This window comes from Pseudomonas sp. PDM15, from assembly GCF_014851565.1.
Taxonomy (GTDB): Bacteria; Pseudomonadota; Gammaproteobacteria; order Pseudomonadales; family Pseudomonadaceae; genus Aquipseudomonas.
The window spans coordinates 146,950-165,325 of record NZ_JACVAA010000004.1 but is presented as its reverse complement, the minus strand read 5'-3'; the positions used below and the strand labels follow the sequence as shown (position 1 = coordinate 165,325).

Genomic DNA, 18,376 nt, shown 5'->3' with positions numbered 1-18,376 from the left:
TCCCACAAGGAGCTGAACATGAAGAAACTGCTGACCGCCCTGGCCGCCGCTGCGGCCCTCACCTCCGCCGCCGCCCACGCCGGCGAGATCAGCGTGGCGGCCACCGCCGTGCCGCACGCGGAGCTCCTCGAGTTCGTCAAACCGGCCCTGGCCAAGGAAGGCGTCGAGCTGAAGATCAAGGTCTTCACCGACTACGTGCAGCCGAACGTGCAGGTTGCCGAAGGCCGCCTGGACGCCAACTTCTTCCAGCACCAGCCGTACCTGGACGAGTTCAACGCCTCGCGTGGCACCCAGCTGGTGAGCATCGCCGGCGTGCACGTCGAGCCCTTCGGCGCCTACTCCAGCAAGATCAAGAACCTAACCGAGCTAAGCGAAGGCGCCCAGGTCGTGATTCCCAACGACGCCACCAACGGCGGTCGTGCCCTGCTGCTGCTGCAGAAGGCCGGTGTGATCAAGCTGAAGGCCGACGCCGGCATCACCGCCACCGTCAAGGACATCGCCGAGAACCCGAAGGGCATCAAGGTGCGTGAACTGGAAGCGGCCACCCTGCCGCGCGTTCTGGCCCAGGTCGACCTGGCCCTGATCAACACCAACTACGCCCTGGAAGCCGGCCTCAACCCGACCAAGGACGCCCTGGTGATCGAAGGCTCCGACTCGCCGTACGTCAACATCCTGGTGACCACCGCCGAGAAGAAGGACAACGCCGACCTGCAGAAGCTGGCCAAGGCCCTGCACAGCGCCGAGGTGAAGCAGTTCATCGCGGACAAGTACAAGGGTGCCGTGGTCCCGGCGTTCTGATCGCCGCAGCCCGCCGCACAATAAAAAGCCCGCTCTGAGAGCGGGCTTTTTCGTTTCTGCTAGGCCGGCTGCAAGCCGCAGTCTGAGCCCGGATGCAATCCGGGACACAGACAGCTACTGGATCTGCAGCAGCGAGGGCAACTGGGCCGCCAGCTTGTCGTTGTTCACCGGTGCGCGGATAAAGCCGCGCTGGGTGCCGTCCGGGCCAATGATCACCAGGTTGCCGCTGTGGTCGACGGTGTAGTTTTCCTTGCTGGTGTCGGCCGGGATGTAGGGAATGCTCACCGCCGCGGCCAGCTTCTGCAGGTCTTCCTGGCTGCCGGTCAGGCCGAGGAAGGCCGGGTCGAAGAAGCCCAGGTATTTCTTCAGCTGCTCCGGGGTGTCGCGGTGCGGGTCGACCGTCACCAGCACCACGCGCAGCTTGTCCTTGGCCTCGGCCGGCAGCATGCCCTGCAGCTGGCGCAGCTGGGCCAGGGTGGCCGGGCAGATGTCCGGGCAGAAGGTGTAACCGAAGAACAGCAGGCTCCATTTGTCCTTCAGCTGATCGACCTGCAGCGCCTGGCCGTTCTGGTCGGTCAGCGCCAGCGAGGGCAGGCTGCGGCTCTGCGGCAACAGGACGATGCCGGCATCCAGCAAGGCCACCTTGTCGGTGCCGTCGCCTTTGCTGTTGAGCACCTTGTTGACGGTGAGGCCCAGCACCAGGGCGACCAGGGCGGCGAGGACGATGACGGTTTTCTGCGTACGACTCATGAACTCTCTCTTGGAAGCGGCGGGCGGCGCGCGAGTCTCGCGGCCGCCCAGGGATGCTGCGGGGTTGCGCTCAGAGGTTGAGCAGCAGGTAGTGGTCCGCCAGCAGGGCGATGAACAGCAGGAACAGGTACCAGATACTGTACTTGAAGGTGTTGATCGCGGCGTGCGGCCGGCTGTCACGGTACAGCACCCAGACCCAGAACATGAAGCGTCCGCCGAGCACCAGCGCGGCGGCGAGATAGAGCGGCCCGCTCATGTGGATGGCGTAGGGCAGCAGGGTCACTGCCAGCATCACGGCGGTGTACAGCAGGATGTGCACCTTGGTGTAGTGCTCGCCGTGGGTCACCGGCAGCATGGGGATGTCGGCCTTGGCGTATTCCTCCTTGCGGTGGATGGCCAGGGCCCAGAAGTGCGGCGGGGTCCAGGCGAAGATGATCAGCACCAGCAGCAGCGGCTCGGCACTGATATGCCCGGTAACGGCGACCCAGCCGAGCAGCGGCGGCGCGGCGCCGGCCAACCCGCCGATCACGATGTTCTGCGGCGTGGCGCGCTTGAGAAAGCCGGTGTAGAGCACTGCGTAGCCGAGCAGCGAGGCCAGGGTCAGCCAGGCGGCCAGCTCGTTGGTGAAGCTGAGCAGCAGAGCCATCCCGGCCACCGCCAGCAGCAGGGCGAAGCCCAGCGCTGCCGGCACCGAGAGCCGCCCGGCAGTGACCGGGCGCTTGTGGGTGCGCGCCATGATCGAGTCGATGCGCCGGTCGACCACATGGTTGACCGCCGCCGCAGCCCCGGCGCACAGGCCGATGCCGAGGTTGCCGAACAACAGCACGGTCCAGGGCACGCCGGCGCGGGTGGCGAGGAACATGCCGACCAGCGAGGTGATCAGCATCAGCAGTACCACCCGGGGCTTGGTCAGCTCCAGGTAGTCGCGCCAGCTGGCGGATTCGGAGTGGGCTCGCAGCACAGTAGCCATGGCGTATCTCCTTGCTTATTTACCCAGCGGAGCGAGGCGGGTGTCGGCCAGGTCGGCCTCCACGCGCTTGCTCGCCGCCAGGGGAACCGCCCGCAGGCGATAGTTGATCAGGACCAGCACCAGCAGCAGCGCGGCGCCGCCGGCGTTGTGCGCCACGGCCACGGCCAGCGGCAGGTGCAGCAGCACGTTGCTCACACCCAGGCTGACCTGCGCGGCCAGCGCCAGCAGCAGCAGGCCGGCCAGACGACCGAGGCCGGCGGCGCGCAGACGCCAGGCCAGCAGCAGCAGAACCAGGCTGAGCGCCACCGCACCGAGCCTGTGGGTCATATGGATGGCGGTGCGGGCGTCGCTGTCGAGTTGACCACCCAGGTAGTTGGGGCCGATGTGCTGGGTCAGGTGGAAGCCGTTGGCGAAGTCCATCGCCGGCCACCATTCACCATGGCAGGTCGGCAGATCGACGCAGGCCACCGCCGCGTAGTTGGAGCTGACCCAGCCGCCCAGAGCGATCTGGCAGCCCGCCAGCACCAGCGCCACACCGGCCAGCGCGCGCAGGCGCAGGGAAAGTCCGGGCAACACCGGCAGCGCGCCGGACAGGCGCAGGCTGAGCAGGAACAACAGGGCCAGGGTAGTGAAGCCGCCGAGCAGGTGGCCCGTGACCACCTGCGGCCACAGCTTGAGGGTGACCGTCCACATGCCGAAGGCGGCCTGGGCGATGACCACGCCGAGCAGCAGCAACGGCAGCTTCAACGGCTGGCCGTCGACAGCGCGGCGGCGCAGGGCCTGCACGGCCAGACCGAGGATGACCAGACCGAGGGTACCGGCGAAGTAGCGGTGAACCATCTCGTTCCAGCCCTTCTCCACCTCCACCGGCGCATGGGGGAAGCGCTCCTCGGCCAGGCTCTGCTTGTGCTCGCTCATCGGCACGCCGATGAAGCCGTAGCAGCCCGGCCAGTCCGGGCAGCCGAGGCCGGCGTGGGTCAGCCGGGTATAGGCGCCGAGCAGCACCACCACCACCGCCAGGGCGGTGGCGAACATGGCCAGGCGGTAGCCGGGCAGGGTCTTGCGTTCACTCATCCGGGGCCTCTCTTATTGTTATGGGCCAGCAGTCCGAGTCGATCAGCCGATCTGCGACAGCTTCAGCAAGAGGCGCAGGTCGTTGAGGATGTCCTTGCCCTTGGTCTTGCCGTCGTAGCGCAGCACCAGGTTGCCGTTCGGGTCGACTATCCACAGCTGGGCACCTTCGCCAGCGGGCACGGCCTTCTGGTAGCGCAGAGTGTCCAGCGAGTAACGACCCAGCTGCGGGTACTCGCGCTGCAACTGCTGGTCGTAATCGGCCGCCAGCGGCCGGGCCACGGCCAGGCCATGCGCGGCGCGGGTGGCATCGCGATTCAGACCGATATGGATTTGCCGGGCGGTGTAGACCAGCTGGCGGCAGTCGTCGGCGCAATCGCCGGGCGTGGTCACCAGCAGTTGCCAGCGTTCCTGGGCAGCGCCTTGCACACCGATATCGGCCAGCTGGCTGCCGTCGCCGATCAGGGCGCCGTGGTAGTTGCGCGCATCCGGTACCCAGAAGCGCCACTGGTACATGGCGGTGGCGAGGATCATCGGGCCGATCGCCACCAGCAGCAGCAGGATCAGCTGCCAGCGCCCGCGGGCGCGCGCCGGTGGCGCCTCAGGAGTGGAAAGGGCCGGATTCATGGCTGTGCTCATGCTGTTGCTCCCGCGCGATCTGTCTTGAATTGTGAATGCCGAGATAGAGGTAGAGGCCGCTCAGGGCGACGGCCAGGGCGAACCACTGCACGGCGTAGCCGCTGTGCTTCTCCGGGCCCATGGCCACCAGCGGCCACTCGGCCTGGTAGGCGGCGGGGCCGGGTTCCAGGCGTACTTCGTAGGCCATGCCGCCACGGCCGAGCTGGCGCCACAGGCGCTCCGGTTCGACGACGGTGATCAGTCGCGGCCAGTCACCGCCAACCGGATCGGCCTGCAGCTGGAAGGCCTCGCCGACCGGCACATAAACTCGCGCCACCAGCTCCAGCGGCTGCTCGGGCGTGGTGAAAGAAGGAGGATTGCGCCGATCCGGCCAGGGCAGCCAGCCGCGGTTGACCAGCAGCCACAAGCCGCTGGGTTGGTCGTAGAAGGGTTGCAACAGCTCGACGCCGACCTGGCCGCCGCGCTGGCGGTTGTCCAGCAGCAGGCTGTGGCGTTCGTCGAACTGGCCCTGCAAGCGGATGCGCAGGTGGGCGAGGTCGGAGCGCCGCTCCAGCTCGGTCACGGCAATGGGCTCAGCGTGCTGACGCGCCTCGAAATCGGCGAGCAGGGCGCGCTTCTCCTCGGCGCGCGCCAGTTGCCAGAAACCCAGGCCGACCAGCAGCGGCAGCAACAGAGCCACCACGATGCTGGGCAACACGCCCGGGCGAAAGCCGTTCAAGGCCTTCCCCCGAAAGCCCGGACACGGCTGGCTATACTGGAACTGCACACCATCTCCCCCATCCCCCGGAGTCACGCATGCTCAAGGCCGCGATCATCCTCCTACTGCTGGCCACCCTGGTCAGCCTGTTCAGCGGCCTGTTCTTCCTGGTCAAGGATGAGGGCCGCGGTTCGCGGGTGGTTAACGCCCTCACCGTCCGCGTGATCCTGGCCGCCGCTACCCTGGCCTTGATCTCCTGGGGTTTCTTCAGCGGCCAGCTGGTTTCTCATGTCACCTGGTGAACCCCGCTACAGGATGTAGACGAAGACGAACAGGCCGATCCACACCACGTCGACGAAGTGCCAGTACCAGCTGGCCGCCTCGAAGGCGAAGTGCTGGTCGGCATTGAAGTGCCCACGCCACACCCGCACCAGCATGATTGAAAGCATCAGCGCGCCGAGGGTCACGTGCGCACCGTGGAAACCGGTGAGCATGAAGAAGGTGGCGCCGTAGATGCCCGAGCCCAGGGTCAGGCCTAGCTCGTTGTAGGCGTGGATGTACTCCTCAACCTGGAAGAACAGGAAGGCGATACCGAGCAGCACGGTCAGCGCCAGCCAGATCTTCAGCTGCTTGCGGTTGTCCTTCTTCAGCGCGTGGTGGGCGAAGGTCACGGTGAAGCTGGATGTCACCAGCAGAATGGTGTTGAGCAGCGGCAGCCCCCAGGCCGAGATCACGCCGCTGGGCGCCGGGAAGAGTTTCGGGTCCGGGTTGTTCAGCAGCGGCCAGGTGTACTCGAAGTTAGGCCACAGCATGTTGGATACGCCCTTGTCGCCCTCACCGCCTAGCCAGGGGGCTGCCCAGGTGCGCACGTAGAACAGCACACCGAAGAAGGCGGCGAAGAACATCACCTCGGAGAAGATGAACCAGCTCATGCCCCAGCGGAACGAGCGGTCCATCTGCGGGCTGTACAGGCCCTCGCGGCTTTCCTTGATCACGTTGCCGAACCAGCCGAACAGCATGTAGGCGAGGATCAGGCCACCGATGAAGAAGATCAGCGGACCGTTGGATTCGGCGCGGTCGGCCTTGAGGTCGTTGAACCAGGTGCCGACACCGTAGACGGTGGTGAGCATGCCGATGGTGGCGATGATCGGCCACTTGCTCTGGGCGGGAACGTAGTAGTTCTCGTGACTCGACATTTCTTGTTCTCCTTATGGAGCCGCCCGGCTAGGGGCTGTCTGGGCAAGAGTCGCCTGCGCGACGGGCGGTTTGCGCGCAGTGATATCGAACAGGGTGTAGGCCAGGGTCAGGTGCTTCACATCCTTGGGTAGATCTCTGTCGACGATGAAGCGCACCGGCATCTCGATGCGCTCGCCGGGTTGCAGCACCTGCTGGGTGAAGCAGAAGCATTCGGTCTTGTGGAAGAAGGCGGCGGCCTTGGACGGCGCCACGCTGGGGATGGCCTGGGCGGTCATCGGCTTTTCGGTCGGGTTGTAGGCAACGAACAGCATCTCGTTGCTCGCTCCCGCCATCACCGTCAGCTCGTCCGCCTTGGGGCGGAACTCCCAGACCATGTCCGCGGCGTTGGTGGCGAGGAACTGCACGCGCACCTGGCGCGCCTCGTCCACCACCTGCTCGCCCTGGTAAGCCGAGGCCGTCTTGCCATTGATGCCGAAGGCCTGGCACATCACGTCGTAGATCGGCACCAGGAGGAAGCCGAAGGCGAACATGCCGACCACCACCGCCAGCAGGCGGAGGACCAGGCGGCGGTTGTCCAGGGCTTCGCTCACGGGCGCGCTCCTACTTCACTTCCGGCGGAGTGGTGAAGGTGTGGTAGGGCGCCGGCGAAGGCACCGTCCACTCCAGCCCCTCGGCACCGTCCCAGGGCTTGGCCGCGGCCGGTTTGCCGCTGCGGATGCACTTGATGACGATGAACAGGAAGAGGAACTGGGTGGCGCCGAAGGTGAAGGCACCGATCGACGAGATCATGTTGAAGTCGGCGAACTGCAGGTTGTAGTCCGGAATCCGCCGCGGCATGCCAGCCAGGCCGACGAAGTGCATCGGGAAGAACGCCATGTTCATGCCGATGAAGCTCATCCAGAAGTGCAGCTTGCCGAGGGTCTCGTCGTACATGTGGCCGGTCCACTTGGGCAACCAGTAATACGCCGAGGCGAAGATGCCGAAGATCGCGCCGGGCACCAGCACGTAGTGGAAGTGCGCCACCACGAAGTAGGTGTCGTGGTACTGGAAGTCCGCCGGGGCGATGGCCAGCATCAGGCCGGAGAAGCCGCCAATGGTGAACAGGATGACGAAGGCCACGGCGAACAGCATCGGCGTCTCGAAAGTCATCGAGCCTTGCCACATGGTGCTCACCCAGTTGAACACCTTCACCCCGGTGGGCACGGCGATCAGCATGGTGGCGTACATGAAGAACAGCTCGCCGGTCAGCGGTATGCCGACGGTGAACATGTGGTGCGCCCAGACGATGAACGAGAGGAAGGCGATCGAGGCGGTGGCATAGACCATCGAGGTGTAGCCGAACAGCGGCTTGCGCGCGAAGGCCGGGATGATCGCGCTGACGGCGCCGAAGGCCGGCAGGATCATGATGTACACCTCGGGATGGCCGAAGAACCAGAACACGTGCTGGAACAGCACCGGGTCACCGCCACCGGCCGCGCTGAAGAAGCTGGTGCCGAAGTGGATGTCCATCAGCATCATGGTCACCACCCCGGCCAGCACCGGCATCACCGCGATCAGCAGGAAGGCGGTGATCAGCCAGGTCCAAACGAACAGCGGCATCTTCATCAGGGTCATGCCGGGGGCGCGCAGGTTGAGGATGGTGGCGATCACGTTGATCGCGCCCATGATCGAGCTGATGCCCATCAGGTGGATGGCAAAGATGAAGAAGGTCACCGACTCCGGCGCATAGGTAGTCGACAGCGGCGCGTAGAAGGTCCAGCCGAAGTTCGGCCCGCCGCCCTCGGTGAACAGAGTGCTGACCAGCAGGCCGAAGGCCGCCGGCAGCAACCAGAAGCTGAAGTTGTTCATCCGCGGCAGGGCCATATCCGGCGCGCCGACCATCAGCGGGATCATCCAGTTGGCCAGGCCGACGAAGGCCGGCATCACGGCGCCGAACACCATGATCAGACCGTGCATGGTGGTCATCTGGTTGAAGAAGGCCGGCTCGACAATCTGCAGGCCCGGCTGGAACAGTTCCGCGCGGATCACCATGGCCATGGACCCGCCGAGCAGGAACATGGCGAAGCTGAACCACAGGTACATCGTGCCGATGTCCTTGTGGTTGGTGGTCAGCACCCAGCGCATCAGGCCCTTGGCAGGGCCATGGTGATGGTCATGTCCGGCATGACCGTGGCCAGCATGGCCCGGATCGATCACTGCACTCATGTCCTTACTCCTGAGCCTGTTTGAACGCGAGGATGTCCTTCGGGGTGACCATGTCGCCGACATTGTTACCCCAGGCGTTGCGCTCGTAGGTGATGATGGCGGCGAGGTCGACTTCCGACAGCTGCTTGCCGAACGCGGCCATGGCGGTGCCCTGCTTGCCCTCGACCACGATGCGGATGTGGTCGGCGGCTGCGCCGGTGGCGATCTTCGAGCCCTTGAGCGCAGGGAACATCGGCGGCAGACCCTCGCCGTTCGGCTGGTGGCAGGAGGCGCAGTTGGTCTGGTAGGCCTTCTCGCCGCGGGCCATCAGCTCCTCGCGGGTCCACTCCTTGCTGGTCAGCTCCTTGATCTTGGCGGCCTCTTCCTTGCGCTCGGCCAGCCACTTGGCGAAGTCTTCCTTGCTCTTGGCCTCGACCACCACCGGCATGAAGCCGTGGTCCTTGCCGCACAGCTCGGTGCACTGACCGCGGTAGAGACCGGGTTCCTCGATGCGGGTCCAGGATTCGTTGACGAAGCCGGGGATGGCGTCCTTCTTCACGGCCAGGGCCGGTACCCACCAGGAGTGGATCACGTCGGCGGCGGTGATCAGGAAGCGCACCTTGGTCCCCACGGGCACCACCAGCGGCTGGTCGACCTCGAGCAGGTAATGCTCGTCCTTCTCGGCCTTGTTGTAGATCTGGTCGGAAGGCGTAGCCAGGTTGCTGAAGAACTCGACGTCCTGGCCCAGGTACTTGTAGTGCCACTTCCACTGGTAACCGGTGACCTGGATGTCCAGTTCCGATTCGGAAGTGTCGTAAATGTCGATCAGCGTCTTGGTGGCCGGAACGGCCATCGCCACCAGGATGACGAAGGGCACGACAGTCCAGAGAATCTCTACCGTGGTGCTTTCGTGGAAATGCGCCGGCTGCTGGCCGGTGGAGCGGCGGTGGATCAGCATCGACCAGAACATCACGCCGAAGACCACCACGCCGATCACGACGCAGATCCAGAAAATGATCATGTGCAGGTCGAAGACTGAACGGCTGACCTCGGTGACACCCGGCAGCATATTCACTGCCCACTCGGCGTGCGCCGAGCCAAATGTCAACCACAGCAGGAGGCCCATCCAGACTCGTGGATGTCGCATCATTGCGGGTTCCCCTCGTTGTTCTTGTTATCCCGCCGGCTAAGCCTGCGGCAAAGGGATCGACTGCCAAAACGGCTGGCTACTACTTGTCGAAACCTCTCCGTGCCGAAGCCCGTCCGGTTCCATCAGGTAAACGCCTTGCGATTTCGAGTATAGCCAGCGACCGCGTCAGCACAACGCAGTCAGAAAAATAACGCCCCATTTCTGCGCCTGCCGTGCAGGCTTAGAGCGATGCGGGATGCGCCGCAGAGCGGTGCCTGGGATATAGCGTTGCCGAATAAAAATTAAATAATTATGACAATCAGGTCTTAGCCGGCGTCCTTCGCCAGCTAACGTGAATTCTCGTTTGCTTGCCTCATGTCCCTGTCCGGAGCCGTCATGAATACCCTCGCCCTGCGCGACCAGATCCAGCGCGCCCTTGTCCACGAAACCTCCACCGGTGACCTGGCCCGCCAGCTCGATAGCCAGCTCGACCGCCTGCACCCGATCATCCAGTTGCCCCCCAGCGACGCGCGGGGCGTGCTCGAACGCTTCGTCGCCGCCTACGTGGAGCAAGTGCCGGACGTGCTCGACGCCGCCAACGCCGTGGCCCGCGAGGCCGGCATCGAGTCGCAGGTGAAACCGGTGCTCAAGCTGGCCGAACAGTTCTTCCTCAGCCCGCCCAGCATCATGGAGGGACACCAGGGCCTGGATGCGCTGCTGGACGAGGCCTACCTCGCCCATCGCCTGGTCGAGGAGGTGAACGACCGCTATATCGCCCACCTCGGCCAGCCGCTGATCCCGCTGGATACCACGGTGGCCAACGTGATCGCCCACCAGCTGATCGGCGAGCCCTTCGCCAACCAGTTGGACGAAGCCGTGCACCACGCGGTGGAGGGGATGCTGGACGAGCAGGTGTTCCAGCAGGACTCGGTGCAGGAATACCGCGCCCGCCTGAGCAATCCGCAGACGGTGGCGGCCTGGCAGAACTGGCCGTGCCTGTCGCGCCAGCTGGGCGTGGAGCTGGGCCTGCCGGCCTGAGCCATCCCCAGATACATCGAGGCCCGCGATTGCGGGCCTCGTCGTTTCACTGGGACTGGTAGCGCGCCCTGGGCGTGGCCATCGGCACCACCTCGCCATCCAGCGGCAGGAAGCTCCCGCGCTCGGCGTCGTAGGCACGGATCGCGCTGGTCTCGATGTCGTAGACCCAGCCATGGATGAACAGCTGGCCGCTGGCCACGCGCGCCGCCACCGAGGGGTGGGTGCACAGGTGGTTGAGCTGGGCCACCACGTTCTCCTCGGTGAGGATGCCCAGGGTGTCGTGGCCTTCGCAGCCACAGTTGGCCTCAACCACCTTGAGCGCCACCTCGCTGTGGCGCAGCCAGGCCTTCACCGTCGGCATGCTCTCCAGGGTCTCGGGGGCCAGCACCGCCTTCATCGCGCCGCAGTCGGAGTGGCCGCAGATGATGATGTGCTGCACACCCAGGGCCAGCACCGCGTACTCGATGGCGGTGGAGACGCCACCCATCATCTGCCCGTAGGCCGGCACCACGTTGCCGACGTTGCGGGTGACGAACAGGTCGCCCGGTGCGCTCTGGGTGATCAGCTCGGGAACGATGCGCGAGTCGGCGCAGGTGATGAACATGGCGCGCGGGTTCTGTGCGCTGGCCAGGGCCTTGAACAGCTCTTCCTGTTGCGGGAAGACCTCGTTGCGGAAGCGCTTGAAGCCACCAACGATGGCGTTCAGCGCCTCATCGGCGCTCTCCGGCGCGGTACGCGCCTGCAGGGGAATGGCGTTGTGCTTGTAGGGCATGGCGTCTCACCTCGTGCTGGACCGTCGCGCTTTCGCGCGGTGCGGATTATCGACCTGGCATGCGGACAGTTGCCAGCCCCGGTGAGTCACAATTCGTTTACAGCAACGCCAGTTGCCGACCGGGTGGGGCGAACTGGCTGCAATCGAGGTTGAAACCATCGCGGTGTGTCAGGCCGAGGCGTTTGCGCGCCAGGCTGAAGCGCTGCGACAACAGATCGGCGAAGGCGCCCTCGCCGCGCATGCGGGTGCCGAAGCGGCTGTCGTAGTTCTTGCCGCCGCGCGACTGGCGGATCAGGCTCATCACATGCTCGGCGCGCTCGGGGAAATGGCTGCGCAGCCACTCCTCGAACAGCTCGGCGATCTCCAGCGGCAGGCGCAACAGCACGTAGCCGGCCGAGCGCGCGCCGGCGTCGCGGGCCGCCTCGAGAATCCGCTCCAGCTCCATGTCGTTGATCATCGGGATGATCGGCGCCACCAGCGCGGTCACCGGTACGCCGGCCTGGCCCAGAGTGCGCATGGCCCGCAGGCGCGCGCCGGGCGAGGCGGTACGCGGCTCCATGATGCGCTTGAGATCGTCGTCCAGGGTGGTCAGGCTGAACGCCACGCTGACCAGATTGCGGCTGGCCAGCTCCTGCAGCAGGTCGAGGTCGCGCAGGATCAGCGAGCTCTTGGTGATGATGTGCAGCGGATGGCGGAAGCGCAGCAGAATCTCCAGGGCCTGGCGGGTCAGGCGCTGCTCGCGCTCTATCGGCTGGTAGGCATCGGTGTTGATGCCCAGGGCAATCGGCTGCGGCATATAGCCGGGCTTGCTCAGCTCCTCTTCCAGGCGCTCGGCCAGGTTGGTCTTGGCGATCAGCCGGGTCTCGAAGTCGATGCCCGGCGACATGTCCCAATAGGCGTGGCTGGGCCGGGCAAAACAATAGATGCAGCCATGCTCGCAGCCGCGATAGGGATTCACCGAGCGATCGAAACCGACGTCCGGCGACTGGTTTCGGGTGATCACCGTCTTGGCTCGCTCCGCGCGCACCTCGGTAGCGCGGCAGGGCGGCGTCTCCTCCTGAAACCAGCCGTCATCCTCGACCTGGCTGCGGGTCGGGGCGAAGCGGTTGTGCGGGTTGCTGGCGGTGCCGCGGCCGCGGGGCGGCAAGGTGACGGACATGGGCAATGCTCCAGAATACTGTATGCATGAACAGTATTCTGATTCACCCGGCCACGCCAGCGGCGCCTACTCGTCCTCGACCGGCGGCGGCGCGGTGAACGGCTCGATCACATACTCACGACCGTGACTGCGACAATCCTCGAGCGTGCCCTCGGCATCGCGCCGGGTGACCAGGAAGGTGCTGCCACGCGAATCCTCGGCGTCGATCACGCCGGTCTGCAGGTCAACACCATCGCTCACTACCGCCGAGAGAAAACCATCGGCCCAGTCCGTCTCGCCATGCCAGCGCAGGATCATCCGTCCCTCGCGCCAGTGCACCGAGACGAACTCCAGGCCGTAATCCCAGCGATAGCCCAGCAGGCAGAAATGGTTGGTGGCGGTGTTCGCATTCTGGTGCGCCAGCAGTAGACGCAGCTCCGCCCCGGGTTGGCGGTAGCGGGCCTCGGCAGCCGGATCGAAGCGCGCATTCATGCCGGAGTAGATCGAGGGGCCGAATTCTTCGGCGGCACCGGAAAATGAGCTACTCGCCAGCAAGGCTAGCGCGATGAAGTGGCTCTTCATTGACGTCCCTGTCGATGACGATGGCTGAAGCGGCAGCAGGCGAGCGACCTGCCTCGCCTTGGCCCTACTCTGGCTTCTTCAGCTTGGGATTGGGGAAGAACTGCACGGTCTGGCCCTTGCTCGCCGCCGGCTTGGGCGCAATCTGGTTGACCCGGGTGCCGACTTCCTTGGGCACCGACTGGCCCTGAGCGTTGAGGGTGTCGGCATAGCCACAGGCCACGCATTCGCGGTGTGGCGTGCCGTCCTCGTCCCACATCTTGATGGTGTCCATCGCGCTGCACGCCGGGCACACGGCGCCGGCGATGAAGCGTTTTTTCACCTCGCTCATCACGCCGCCTCCTGGCTCAGGCCGAGGTGACGCAGCAGGGCGTCGATGCTCGGCTCGCGACCGCGGAAGTCGACGAACAGCACCATCGGTTCCTGCGAGCCGCCGCGGGCCAGGATCGCCTCGCGGAAGGCGCGGCCGGTGGCCGGGTTGAGCACGCCCTCTTCCTCGAACTTGGAGAAGGCGTCGGCGGACAGCACTTCGGCCCACTTGTAGCTGTAGTAACCGGCCGCGTAACCGCCGGCGAAGATGTGCGCGAAGCTGTTGGCGAAGCGGTTGAAGGCCGGCGGACGCACCACCGCCACCTCGTCGCGGATGCCTTCCAGCACCTGCAGCACGCTGCGACCGTCGCCGTGGGTTGCGTGCAGTTCGAAGTCGAACAGGCTGAACTCCAGCTGGCGCACCATCATCAGGCCGGACTGGAAGTTCTTCGCCGCCAGCATCTTGTCCAGCAGCGCCTGGGGCAGCGGCTCGCCGGTCTCGTAGTGGCCGGAGATCAGCGCCAGGCCCTCGGGCTCCCAGCACCAGTTCTCCATGAACTGGCTCGGCAGCTCCACCGCATCCCAGGCCACGCCGTTGATGCCGGAGGCTCCGGCATGCTCGACGCGGGTCAGCAGGTGGTGCAGGCCGTGGCCGAACTCGTGGAACAGGGTGGTGACTTCGTCGTGGGTCAGCAGCGCCGGCTTGCCGCCGACCGCGGGGGTGAAGTTGCACACCAGGTTGGCCACCGGGGCGATCAGGCTGCCGGAGGCCGCGCGACGCTTGTCGCGGGCGCCGTCCATCCAGGCGCCACCGCGCTTGTTGGCGCGGGCGTAGAGGTCGAAGAAGAAGCGGCCGACATGTTGGCCATTCTCGCGGATCTCGAACAGGCGCACGTCCGGGTGCCAGCTGTCGAACTCTTTCAGCTCGTTGATCTCGATGCCGTAGAGCTTCTGCACGATGGCGAACAGGCCGGTCAGCACCTTGTCGATCGGGAACCAGGCGCGCACTTCCTCCTGGGAAATGCTGTAGCGCTGCTGGCGCAGCTTTTCGCTGAAGTAGCCGACGTCCCAGCTCTGCAGGTCGTTGACGCCTTGCTCGGCGGCGAAGGCTTTCAGCTCTTCCAGGTCTTGGGCGGCAAACGGCTTGCTGCGCACCGCCAGGTCACGCAGGAAGTGCAGCACCTGCTCGGTGGACTCGGCCATCTTGCTGGCCAGGCTCAGCTCGCTGTAGTGGGCGAAGCCGAGCAGACGCGCCAGCTCCTGGCGCAGGTCGAGCAGCTCGGCCATCACCGGGCCGTTGTCGTTCTGCCCGGCGTTCGGGCCCTGGTCGGAAGCACGGGTACAGTAGGCGGTGTAGACCTCTTCGCGCAGGGCGCGGTCGTCGGCGTAGGTCATCACCGCGTAGTAACTGGGGAACTCCAAAGTGATCAGCCAGCCGTCCAGCTCCTTGGCCTGCGCGGCCTGGGCCATCTGCGCCTTGGCCGAGTCGGTGAGGCCGGCAAGCAGAGACTCGTCGGTGATGTGCTTGGTCCAGGCCTGGGTGGCGTCGAGCAGCTGGTTGGAGAATTTGCTGGCCAGCTCGGACAGCTTCATCTGGATCTCGCCGTAGCGCTTCTGCTGCTCGGCCGGCAGGTCGATGCCGCTCAGGCGGAAGTCGCGCAGGGCGTGTTCGAGGATGGTCTTCTGCGCCACGTCGAAGCCTTCGGCAGCCGGGCTCTTGGCCAGCGCGTCGTAGGCCTCGAACAGCGGCTTGTTCTGGCCCATCTCGGTCCAGTACTCGGACAGCTTGGGCAGGCAGGCCTCGTAGGCCGCACGCAGCTCGGCGTTGTTGCACACCGCGTTGAGGTGGCTGACCGGGCTCCAGGCACGACCCAGGCGCGCGTTGAGCTCGTCCAGCGCCAGCACCAGGCCGTCCCAGCTCGGGTTGGCCTGCTGGGTCTTGAGCAGCTCGGCGATGGCCACGCGGCTGTCGGCGAGAATCTGGTCGACGGCCGGCTCGACATGCTCGGGCTTGATCAGCGAGTAGGGTGGCAGGTCGAAGTCTTGCAGCAGGGGATTGGCAGCGGTCACGGCGAGGCACCTTTGAATACGCGAATGCAGAATCGGGTTATGGGGTCTTAGACGACCTTTCACAACCGCAGTGCCTGGCATGTTAATTACAATCTGCGGCAACCGCAGCCTGAAGGAGACTATCGTGGCGATTCGAACTTACCAGGGCAGCGCCCCGCAGCTGGGCCCGCGCGCCTTTGTCGACGCATCCGCCGTGGTGATCGGCGACGTGGTACTGGGCGAAGACGCCTCGGTCTGGCCGATGGCTGTGGTTCGCGGTGACATGCACCGAATCAGGATCGGCGCCCGCAGCAGCGTGCAGGACGGCAGCGTGCTGCATATCACCCACGCCGGGCCGTTCAACCCGGACGGCTACCCGCTGCTGATCGGCGACGAAGTGACCATCGGCCACAACGTCACCCTGCATGGCTGCACCCTGGGCAACCGCATCCTGGTCGGCATGGGCAGCATCGTGATGGACGGCGCGGTGGTCGAGGATGAAGTGGTGATCGGCGCCGGCAGCCTGGTACCGCCGGGCAAGGTGCTGGAGAGCGGCTACCTGTACGTCGGCAGCCCGGTGAAGCAGGCCCGCGCGCTGAGCGACAAGGAACGCGCTTTCTTCGCCTACAGCGCGGCCAACTACGTGAAGCTCAAGGACCTGCACCTGGCCGAGGGCTACGACCGGTGAACCGCTTCACGCCCTTTGCCTAGCGCGCTGGGCCCGAAGCGGCCCCGGACATACTCTGGGCGCCCTGGAAAAGGATTTTGCCGATGACCAACCCCTTCGCTACTTCCGTTCCCCAGCCGGTCGCCGAGCGCCCGGCCTGGCAGCAGCCCTACGCCTTCGGCGCCATGGGCGCACTGGTGATGCTGCAGAGCCTGGTGGTCGGCAATCTGCTGGCTGCGCTCAACCACGCCGAGTTCAGCGACTATCTGCTCGGCAACCTGATGCACCTGCTACCGGGCTGGCTATGCAGCGTCCTGCTCGGCGGGCTGGCCGCCACCCTGTTGGTCGCCAGCTATCAGGAGCGCCATGCGGCGGTCCTGGTCAAACCCGGCAGAGTGCTGCTGGCAGTTGCCGCCGCCATCGTGCTGGCCGGCCTGCTCTATGGCGTACTGTCCGGCTTCCTGCTCGCCGGCCTGTATGGCTGGCTCAGTGAGCACGGCAGTCTGGTGGGGCTCTACCAGCCGCTGGTCTTCGAGCCCCTAGGCCTGCTGGCCTTCGCCCTGACCAACCTGCTGCCGCTGTGGCTCGGCCTGCGCCTAGGCGCGCGGCAGGCCCGGACACCGGCACCAGTAGGGCGCACGAGCGTGGCGGCGCTGCTGGCTCTGTGCGTGCTACTGCTGAGCCTGAAGACCCTGGACATCCTGATCAAACAGGTGGTGCCGGGTTACAGCGCGGCCCTGCCGCTGGCCCTGGCCTGCCTGACCCCACTGCTCGGCGCCGCGCTGGTGTTCGCCAGCAGCTGGAGCGCGCTGCCGGCGCGCCTGCATCGGCTCAGAGCAGGGCAGCTGCTGCTGACCGCCCTGGCGATCTTCGTCGTGTGGATGCTGGCCCAGCTGCTGGTCGCCGGCCTGCTGGTGATGTATGCGCTGGCCGACCGCGGCAGCGAGCTTTTCCATCCCGCTCTGCTGGTGGCCATGGGCGCCGGCCTGCTGGCCCTGCTATGGCCGCTGACCCTGCTGGGCCTGCGCTGGATCTATCGCGCCGAGGCGGCCTGAGCGACTCACTCGTTCTTCTGGTAGATGATCTTGCGGCTGCCACCCTCGCAGCTGCCGACCACCATGTTGGGGTCTTCCACGTCGGCGGCCGGGACTATTTCCAGGGTGTAGCTGGTCACCTTGGCCGCCTGGATCTTCACCTCGATCTCGCGCTTCAGCTCTTCGCAGGGCTTGGGTGCGGCGAGGGCGCCGCCACACAGCAGGGTGGCCATGACGGCCGCAAACCAGCGCTTCATCGCATGCTCCTCGGGATGGGATCAGGCAGTTCTAGTTCTGATCGGCCAGCGCCGCCAGGGTTCGCTCGCGTTGTTCCGCGTCCAGTTCGCCCAGCGCGGCGGCGCGGCGGTAGAACTGCGCCCAGTCGCCGCTGGCCTGGCGGAACAGCGTGGCGAACGCTTCCACCCACTGGTCGTAGAGGCCGAACGGCAGCAGCCGGGCGTTATTGAGTGGCTGGGCGACCCAGGCGTCGTAGCGCCGATCGCCGCCCCACTCGCCGTCGCGCAAGGTGCGGTATTCGTCGCGCAGACGCTCGAACTCAGCGACCTTGCCGGCGCGCTTCTGCGCCTCGTCCAGCGGGCTGGCGTAGAGCGCCTGCAGGCGCTCGCGGCTGGCCAGGATCAGCTCGGTGAACTGGCGACGCATGCGCTCTGCATGCGCATCGCCGTGCGCCAGGCCACGGGCGGCGCGCCACTGACGCAGGCCTTCCTGCTCGACGAAGCTGGCGAAGGACTCGTTGAACGCCGTGTCGTCGGCTACGTACAGCTGCTGGTGCGCCAGCTCGTGGAAGATCACCGCGGCGAGGCGCTCGTCGTCCCAGCGCAGCATGGTGTTGAGGATCGGGTCGTCGAACCAGCCCAGGGTCGAATAGGCCTCGATGCCCGCCACATAGGTGTCCATGCCCTCGGCCTGCAGCAAGGCGGCGGCACCACGGGCGCGCCCCTGCTGGTAGAAGCCGCGGTAGGCCACGCAGCCGGCGACGGGGAAGCAGTGGGTCAGCGGCGCCAGCGACAGCTCCGGCGTGGCGAACACATTCCACACCACATAGGGCCGCTGCAGGTCCGCATACAGGCGATAGCTGCGGTTGTCCGGCAGCGCCAGGTGCGCGCTGGCGAACTCACGCGCCTGCTGGGCCAGTGCCAGGCGGCGCTGCAGCACGGGATCGGCCTGGGGATCGGCGAGCAGCTGGGCCACCGGCTGGCGTGCGGCGAGCAGGTCGAGCTGGCCACGGCTGAGCTGGGCGTAATAGTCGAGGCTGGCGCAACCGCTCAGCAGAACGCCGAGCCACAGCGGAACCAGGCACCGCGCGCGGCGGTCGAGTAGGGCGATAGGCATTT

Annotated in this window: 21 protein-coding genes; 5 read left to right on the top strand and 16 right to left on the bottom strand. The window is 66.0% G+C overall.

Annotated features, from left to right (window positions below):
- The first annotated feature begins 18 nt into the window (after positions 1–18).
- Positions 19–798 carry a MetQ/NlpA family ABC transporter substrate-binding protein gene (locus IB232_RS12235; protein ID WP_192398908.1) on the top strand — a complete coding sequence of 260 codons (780 nt, stop codon included), beginning with the start codon at positions 19–21 and terminating at the stop codon, positions 796–798.
- Positions 799–912: 114 nt separating this feature from the next.
- On the opposite strand, the gene IB232_RS12230 is transcribed toward IB232_RS12235, so the two are convergent.
- The 5 genes from IB232_RS12230 to IB232_RS12210 all read right to left on the bottom strand — a co-directional run bounded on the left by IB232_RS12230 (position 913) and on the right by IB232_RS12210 (position 4,946).
- Entirely contained in the window at positions 913–1,548 is a 636-nt protein-coding gene (locus IB232_RS12230; protein WP_192398907.1) for an SCO family protein, read from the bottom strand.
- Between the two features lie 70 nt (positions 1,549–1,618).
- On the bottom strand, positions 1,619–2,518 hold the full coding sequence (cyoE, locus tag IB232_RS12225) for a heme o synthase (protein ID WP_192398906.1): 900 nt from the start codon (positions 2,516–2,518) through the stop codon (positions 1,619–1,621).
- A 15-nt stretch (positions 2,519–2,533) separates the two neighbouring features.
- Positions 2,534–3,592, bottom strand: coding sequence for a COX15/CtaA family protein (locus IB232_RS12220; RefSeq protein ID WP_192398905.1), 1,059 nt, complete (start codon positions 3,590–3,592; stop codon positions 2,534–2,536).
- Between the two features lie 42 nt (positions 3,593–3,634).
- A complete protein-coding gene (locus IB232_RS12215) occupies positions 3,635–4,228 on the bottom strand; it encodes a hypothetical protein (RefSeq protein ID WP_225592285.1) in 594 nt (197 codons plus the stop codon).
- Positions 4,191–4,946 carry an SURF1 family protein gene (locus tag IB232_RS12210; RefSeq protein WP_192398904.1) on the bottom strand — a complete coding sequence of 252 codons (756 nt, stop codon included), beginning with the start codon at positions 4,944–4,946 and terminating at the stop codon, positions 4,191–4,193. Before IB232_RS12210 ends, IB232_RS12215 begins: the two co-directional genes overlap by 38 nt.
- Positions 4,947–5,023: 77 nt before the next feature.
- On the opposite strand from IB232_RS12210, the gene IB232_RS12205 reads away from it, so the two are divergent.
- The gene (locus IB232_RS12205) at positions 5,024–5,227 is read left to right on the top strand and encodes a twin transmembrane helix small protein (RefSeq protein WP_192398903.1); all 204 of its coding nucleotides are present in this window, start codon (positions 5,024–5,026) and stop codon (positions 5,225–5,227) included.
- 6 nt (positions 5,228–5,233) lie between these two features.
- Here the strand turns inward: IB232_RS12205 and IB232_RS12200 are convergent, their stop codons facing one another.
- From IB232_RS12200 to coxB, 4 genes are read right to left on the bottom strand one after another with little or no spacing between them, the layout of a single operon-like run.
- A complete protein-coding gene (locus IB232_RS12200) occupies positions 5,234–6,121 on the bottom strand; it encodes a cytochrome c oxidase subunit 3 (protein WP_192398902.1) in 888 nt (295 codons plus the stop codon).
- Between the two features lie 12 nt (positions 6,122–6,133).
- Complete coding sequence (locus IB232_RS12195; protein WP_192398901.1) at positions 6,134–6,712, bottom strand: cytochrome c oxidase assembly protein; 579 nt, start codon at positions 6,710–6,712, stop codon at positions 6,134–6,136.
- Between the two features lie 10 nt (positions 6,713–6,722).
- Positions 6,723–8,327, bottom strand: a complete 1,605-nt coding sequence (ctaD, locus tag IB232_RS12190) for a cytochrome c oxidase subunit I (RefSeq protein WP_192398900.1) — start codon at positions 8,325–8,327, stop codon at positions 6,723–6,725.
- Positions 8,328–8,331: 4 nt separating this feature from the next.
- Positions 8,332–9,456, bottom strand: a complete 1,125-nt coding sequence (gene coxB, locus IB232_RS12185; RefSeq protein WP_192398899.1) for a cytochrome c oxidase subunit II — start codon at positions 9,454–9,456, stop codon at positions 8,332–8,334.
- 375 nt (positions 9,457–9,831) lie between these two features.
- Here coxB and IB232_RS12180 point away from each other — a divergent pair, with 375 nt between their 5' ends.
- Positions 9,832–10,473: a hypothetical protein gene (locus IB232_RS12180; protein ID WP_192398898.1), complete on the top strand. Its 642-nt coding sequence runs from the start codon at positions 9,832–9,834 to the stop codon at positions 10,471–10,473.
- Between the two features lie 46 nt (positions 10,474–10,519).
- Here IB232_RS12180 and IB232_RS12175 read toward each other — a convergent pair whose 3' ends face one another.
- The 5 genes from IB232_RS12175 to prlC form a co-directional block, all read right to left on the bottom strand.
- Entirely contained in the window at positions 10,520–11,245 is a 726-nt protein-coding gene (locus IB232_RS12175) for a carbonic anhydrase (RefSeq protein ID WP_192398897.1), read from the bottom strand.
- 97 nt (positions 11,246–11,342) lie between these two features.
- Positions 11,343–12,404, bottom strand: coding sequence for a PA0069 family radical SAM protein (locus tag IB232_RS12170; protein ID WP_192398896.1), 1,062 nt, complete (start codon positions 12,402–12,404; stop codon positions 11,343–11,345).
- A gap of 66 nt (positions 12,405–12,470) precedes the next feature.
- Complete coding sequence (locus IB232_RS12165) at positions 12,471–12,965, bottom strand: hypothetical protein (RefSeq protein ID WP_192398895.1); 495 nt, start codon at positions 12,963–12,965, stop codon at positions 12,471–12,473.
- 64 nt (positions 12,966–13,029) lie between these two features.
- Positions 13,030–13,293 carry a YheV family putative zinc ribbon protein gene (locus tag IB232_RS12160; protein ID WP_192398894.1) on the bottom strand — a complete coding sequence of 88 codons (264 nt, stop codon included), beginning with the start codon at positions 13,291–13,293 and terminating at the stop codon, positions 13,030–13,032.
- A complete protein-coding gene (gene prlC, locus IB232_RS12155) occupies positions 13,293–15,341 on the bottom strand; it encodes an oligopeptidase A (protein WP_192398893.1) in 2,049 nt (682 codons plus the stop codon). The genes IB232_RS12160 and prlC overlap by 1 nt, the downstream gene beginning before the upstream one ends.
- A gap of 124 nt (positions 15,342–15,465) precedes the next feature.
- Between prlC and IB232_RS12150 the strand changes: the two genes are divergently transcribed.
- Together IB232_RS12150 and IB232_RS12145 are read left to right on the top strand one after the other, a co-directional pair.
- Positions 15,466–16,008 (top strand): gamma carbonic anhydrase family protein, encoded by a 543-nt coding sequence (locus IB232_RS12150; RefSeq protein ID WP_192398892.1) that lies wholly within the window; start codon positions 15,466–15,468, stop codon positions 16,006–16,008.
- Positions 16,009–16,091: 83 nt separating this feature from the next.
- On the top strand, positions 16,092–17,042 hold the full coding sequence (locus IB232_RS12145; RefSeq protein WP_192398891.1) for a hypothetical protein: 951 nt from the start codon (positions 16,092–16,094) through the stop codon (positions 17,040–17,042).
- Between the two features lie 5 nt (positions 17,043–17,047).
- On the opposite strand, the gene IB232_RS12140 is transcribed toward IB232_RS12145, so the two are convergent.
- Together IB232_RS12140 and IB232_RS12135 are read right to left on the bottom strand one after the other, a co-directional pair.
- Positions 17,048–17,278, bottom strand: coding sequence for a DUF1161 domain-containing protein (locus IB232_RS12140; protein WP_192398890.1), 231 nt, complete (start codon positions 17,276–17,278; stop codon positions 17,048–17,050).
- Between the two features lie 31 nt (positions 17,279–17,309).
- Positions 17,310–18,374 carry an aminopeptidase gene (locus IB232_RS12135; RefSeq protein WP_192398889.1) on the bottom strand — a complete coding sequence of 355 codons (1,065 nt, stop codon included), beginning with the start codon at positions 18,372–18,374 and terminating at the stop codon, positions 17,310–17,312.
- Positions 18,375–18,376: the final 2 nt, after the last annotated feature.

Excerpts from the sequence above, each read along its gene's own strand:
- IB232_RS12160 (WP_192398894.1), bottom strand. The coding sequence starts at position 13,293 with ATGAGCGAGGTGAAAAAACGCTTCATCGCCGGCGCCGTGTGCCCGGCG.
- cyoE (WP_192398906.1), bottom strand. The coding sequence starts at position 2,518 with ATGGCTACTGTGCTGCGAGCCCACTCCGAATCCGCCAGCTGGCGCGAC.
- IB232_RS12200 (WP_192398902.1), bottom strand. The coding sequence starts at position 6,121 with ATGTCGAGTCACGAGAACTACTACGTTCCCGCCCAGAGCAAGTGGCCG.
- IB232_RS12145 (WP_192398891.1), top strand. The coding sequence starts at position 16,092 with ATGACCAACCCCTTCGCTACTTCCGTTCCCCAGCCGGTCGCCGAGCGC.
- IB232_RS12135 (WP_192398889.1), bottom strand. The coding sequence starts at position 18,374 with ATGCCTATCGCCCTACTCGACCGCCGCGCGCGGTGCCTGGTTCCGCTG.
- IB232_RS12230 (WP_192398907.1), bottom strand. The coding sequence starts at position 1,548 with ATGAGTCGTACGCAGAAAACCGTCATCGTCCTCGCCGCCCTGGTCGCC.
- IB232_RS12235 (WP_192398908.1), top strand. The coding sequence starts at position 19 with ATGAAGAAACTGCTGACCGCCCTGGCCGCCGCTGCGGCCCTCACCTCC.
- ctaD (WP_192398900.1), bottom strand. The coding sequence starts at position 8,327 with ATGAGTGCAGTGATCGATCCGGGCCATGCTGGCCACGGTCATGCCGGA.
- IB232_RS12140 (WP_192398890.1), bottom strand. The coding sequence starts at position 17,278 with ATGAAGCGCTGGTTTGCGGCCGTCATGGCCACCCTGCTGTGTGGCGGC.
- IB232_RS12170 (WP_192398896.1), bottom strand. The coding sequence starts at position 12,404 with ATGTCCGTCACCTTGCCGCCCCGCGGCCGCGGCACCGCCAGCAACCCG.
- IB232_RS12175 (WP_192398897.1), bottom strand. The coding sequence starts at position 11,245 with ATGCCCTACAAGCACAACGCCATTCCCCTGCAGGCGCGTACCGCGCCG.
- IB232_RS12180 (WP_192398898.1), top strand. The coding sequence starts at position 9,832 with ATGAATACCCTCGCCCTGCGCGACCAGATCCAGCGCGCCCTTGTCCAC.
- IB232_RS12215 (WP_225592285.1), bottom strand. The coding sequence starts at position 4,228 with ATGAGCACAGCCATGAATCCGGCCCTTTCCACTCCTGAGGCGCCACCG.
- IB232_RS12220 (WP_192398905.1), bottom strand. The coding sequence starts at position 3,592 with ATGAGTGAACGCAAGACCCTGCCCGGCTACCGCCTGGCCATGTTCGCC.
- coxB (WP_192398899.1), bottom strand. The coding sequence starts at position 9,456 with ATGATGCGACATCCACGAGTCTGGATGGGCCTCCTGCTGTGGTTGACA.
- IB232_RS12205 (WP_192398903.1), top strand. The coding sequence starts at position 5,024 with ATGCTCAAGGCCGCGATCATCCTCCTACTGCTGGCCACCCTGGTCAGC.
- IB232_RS12165 (WP_192398895.1), bottom strand. The coding sequence starts at position 12,965 with ATGAAGAGCCACTTCATCGCGCTAGCCTTGCTGGCGAGTAGCTCATTT.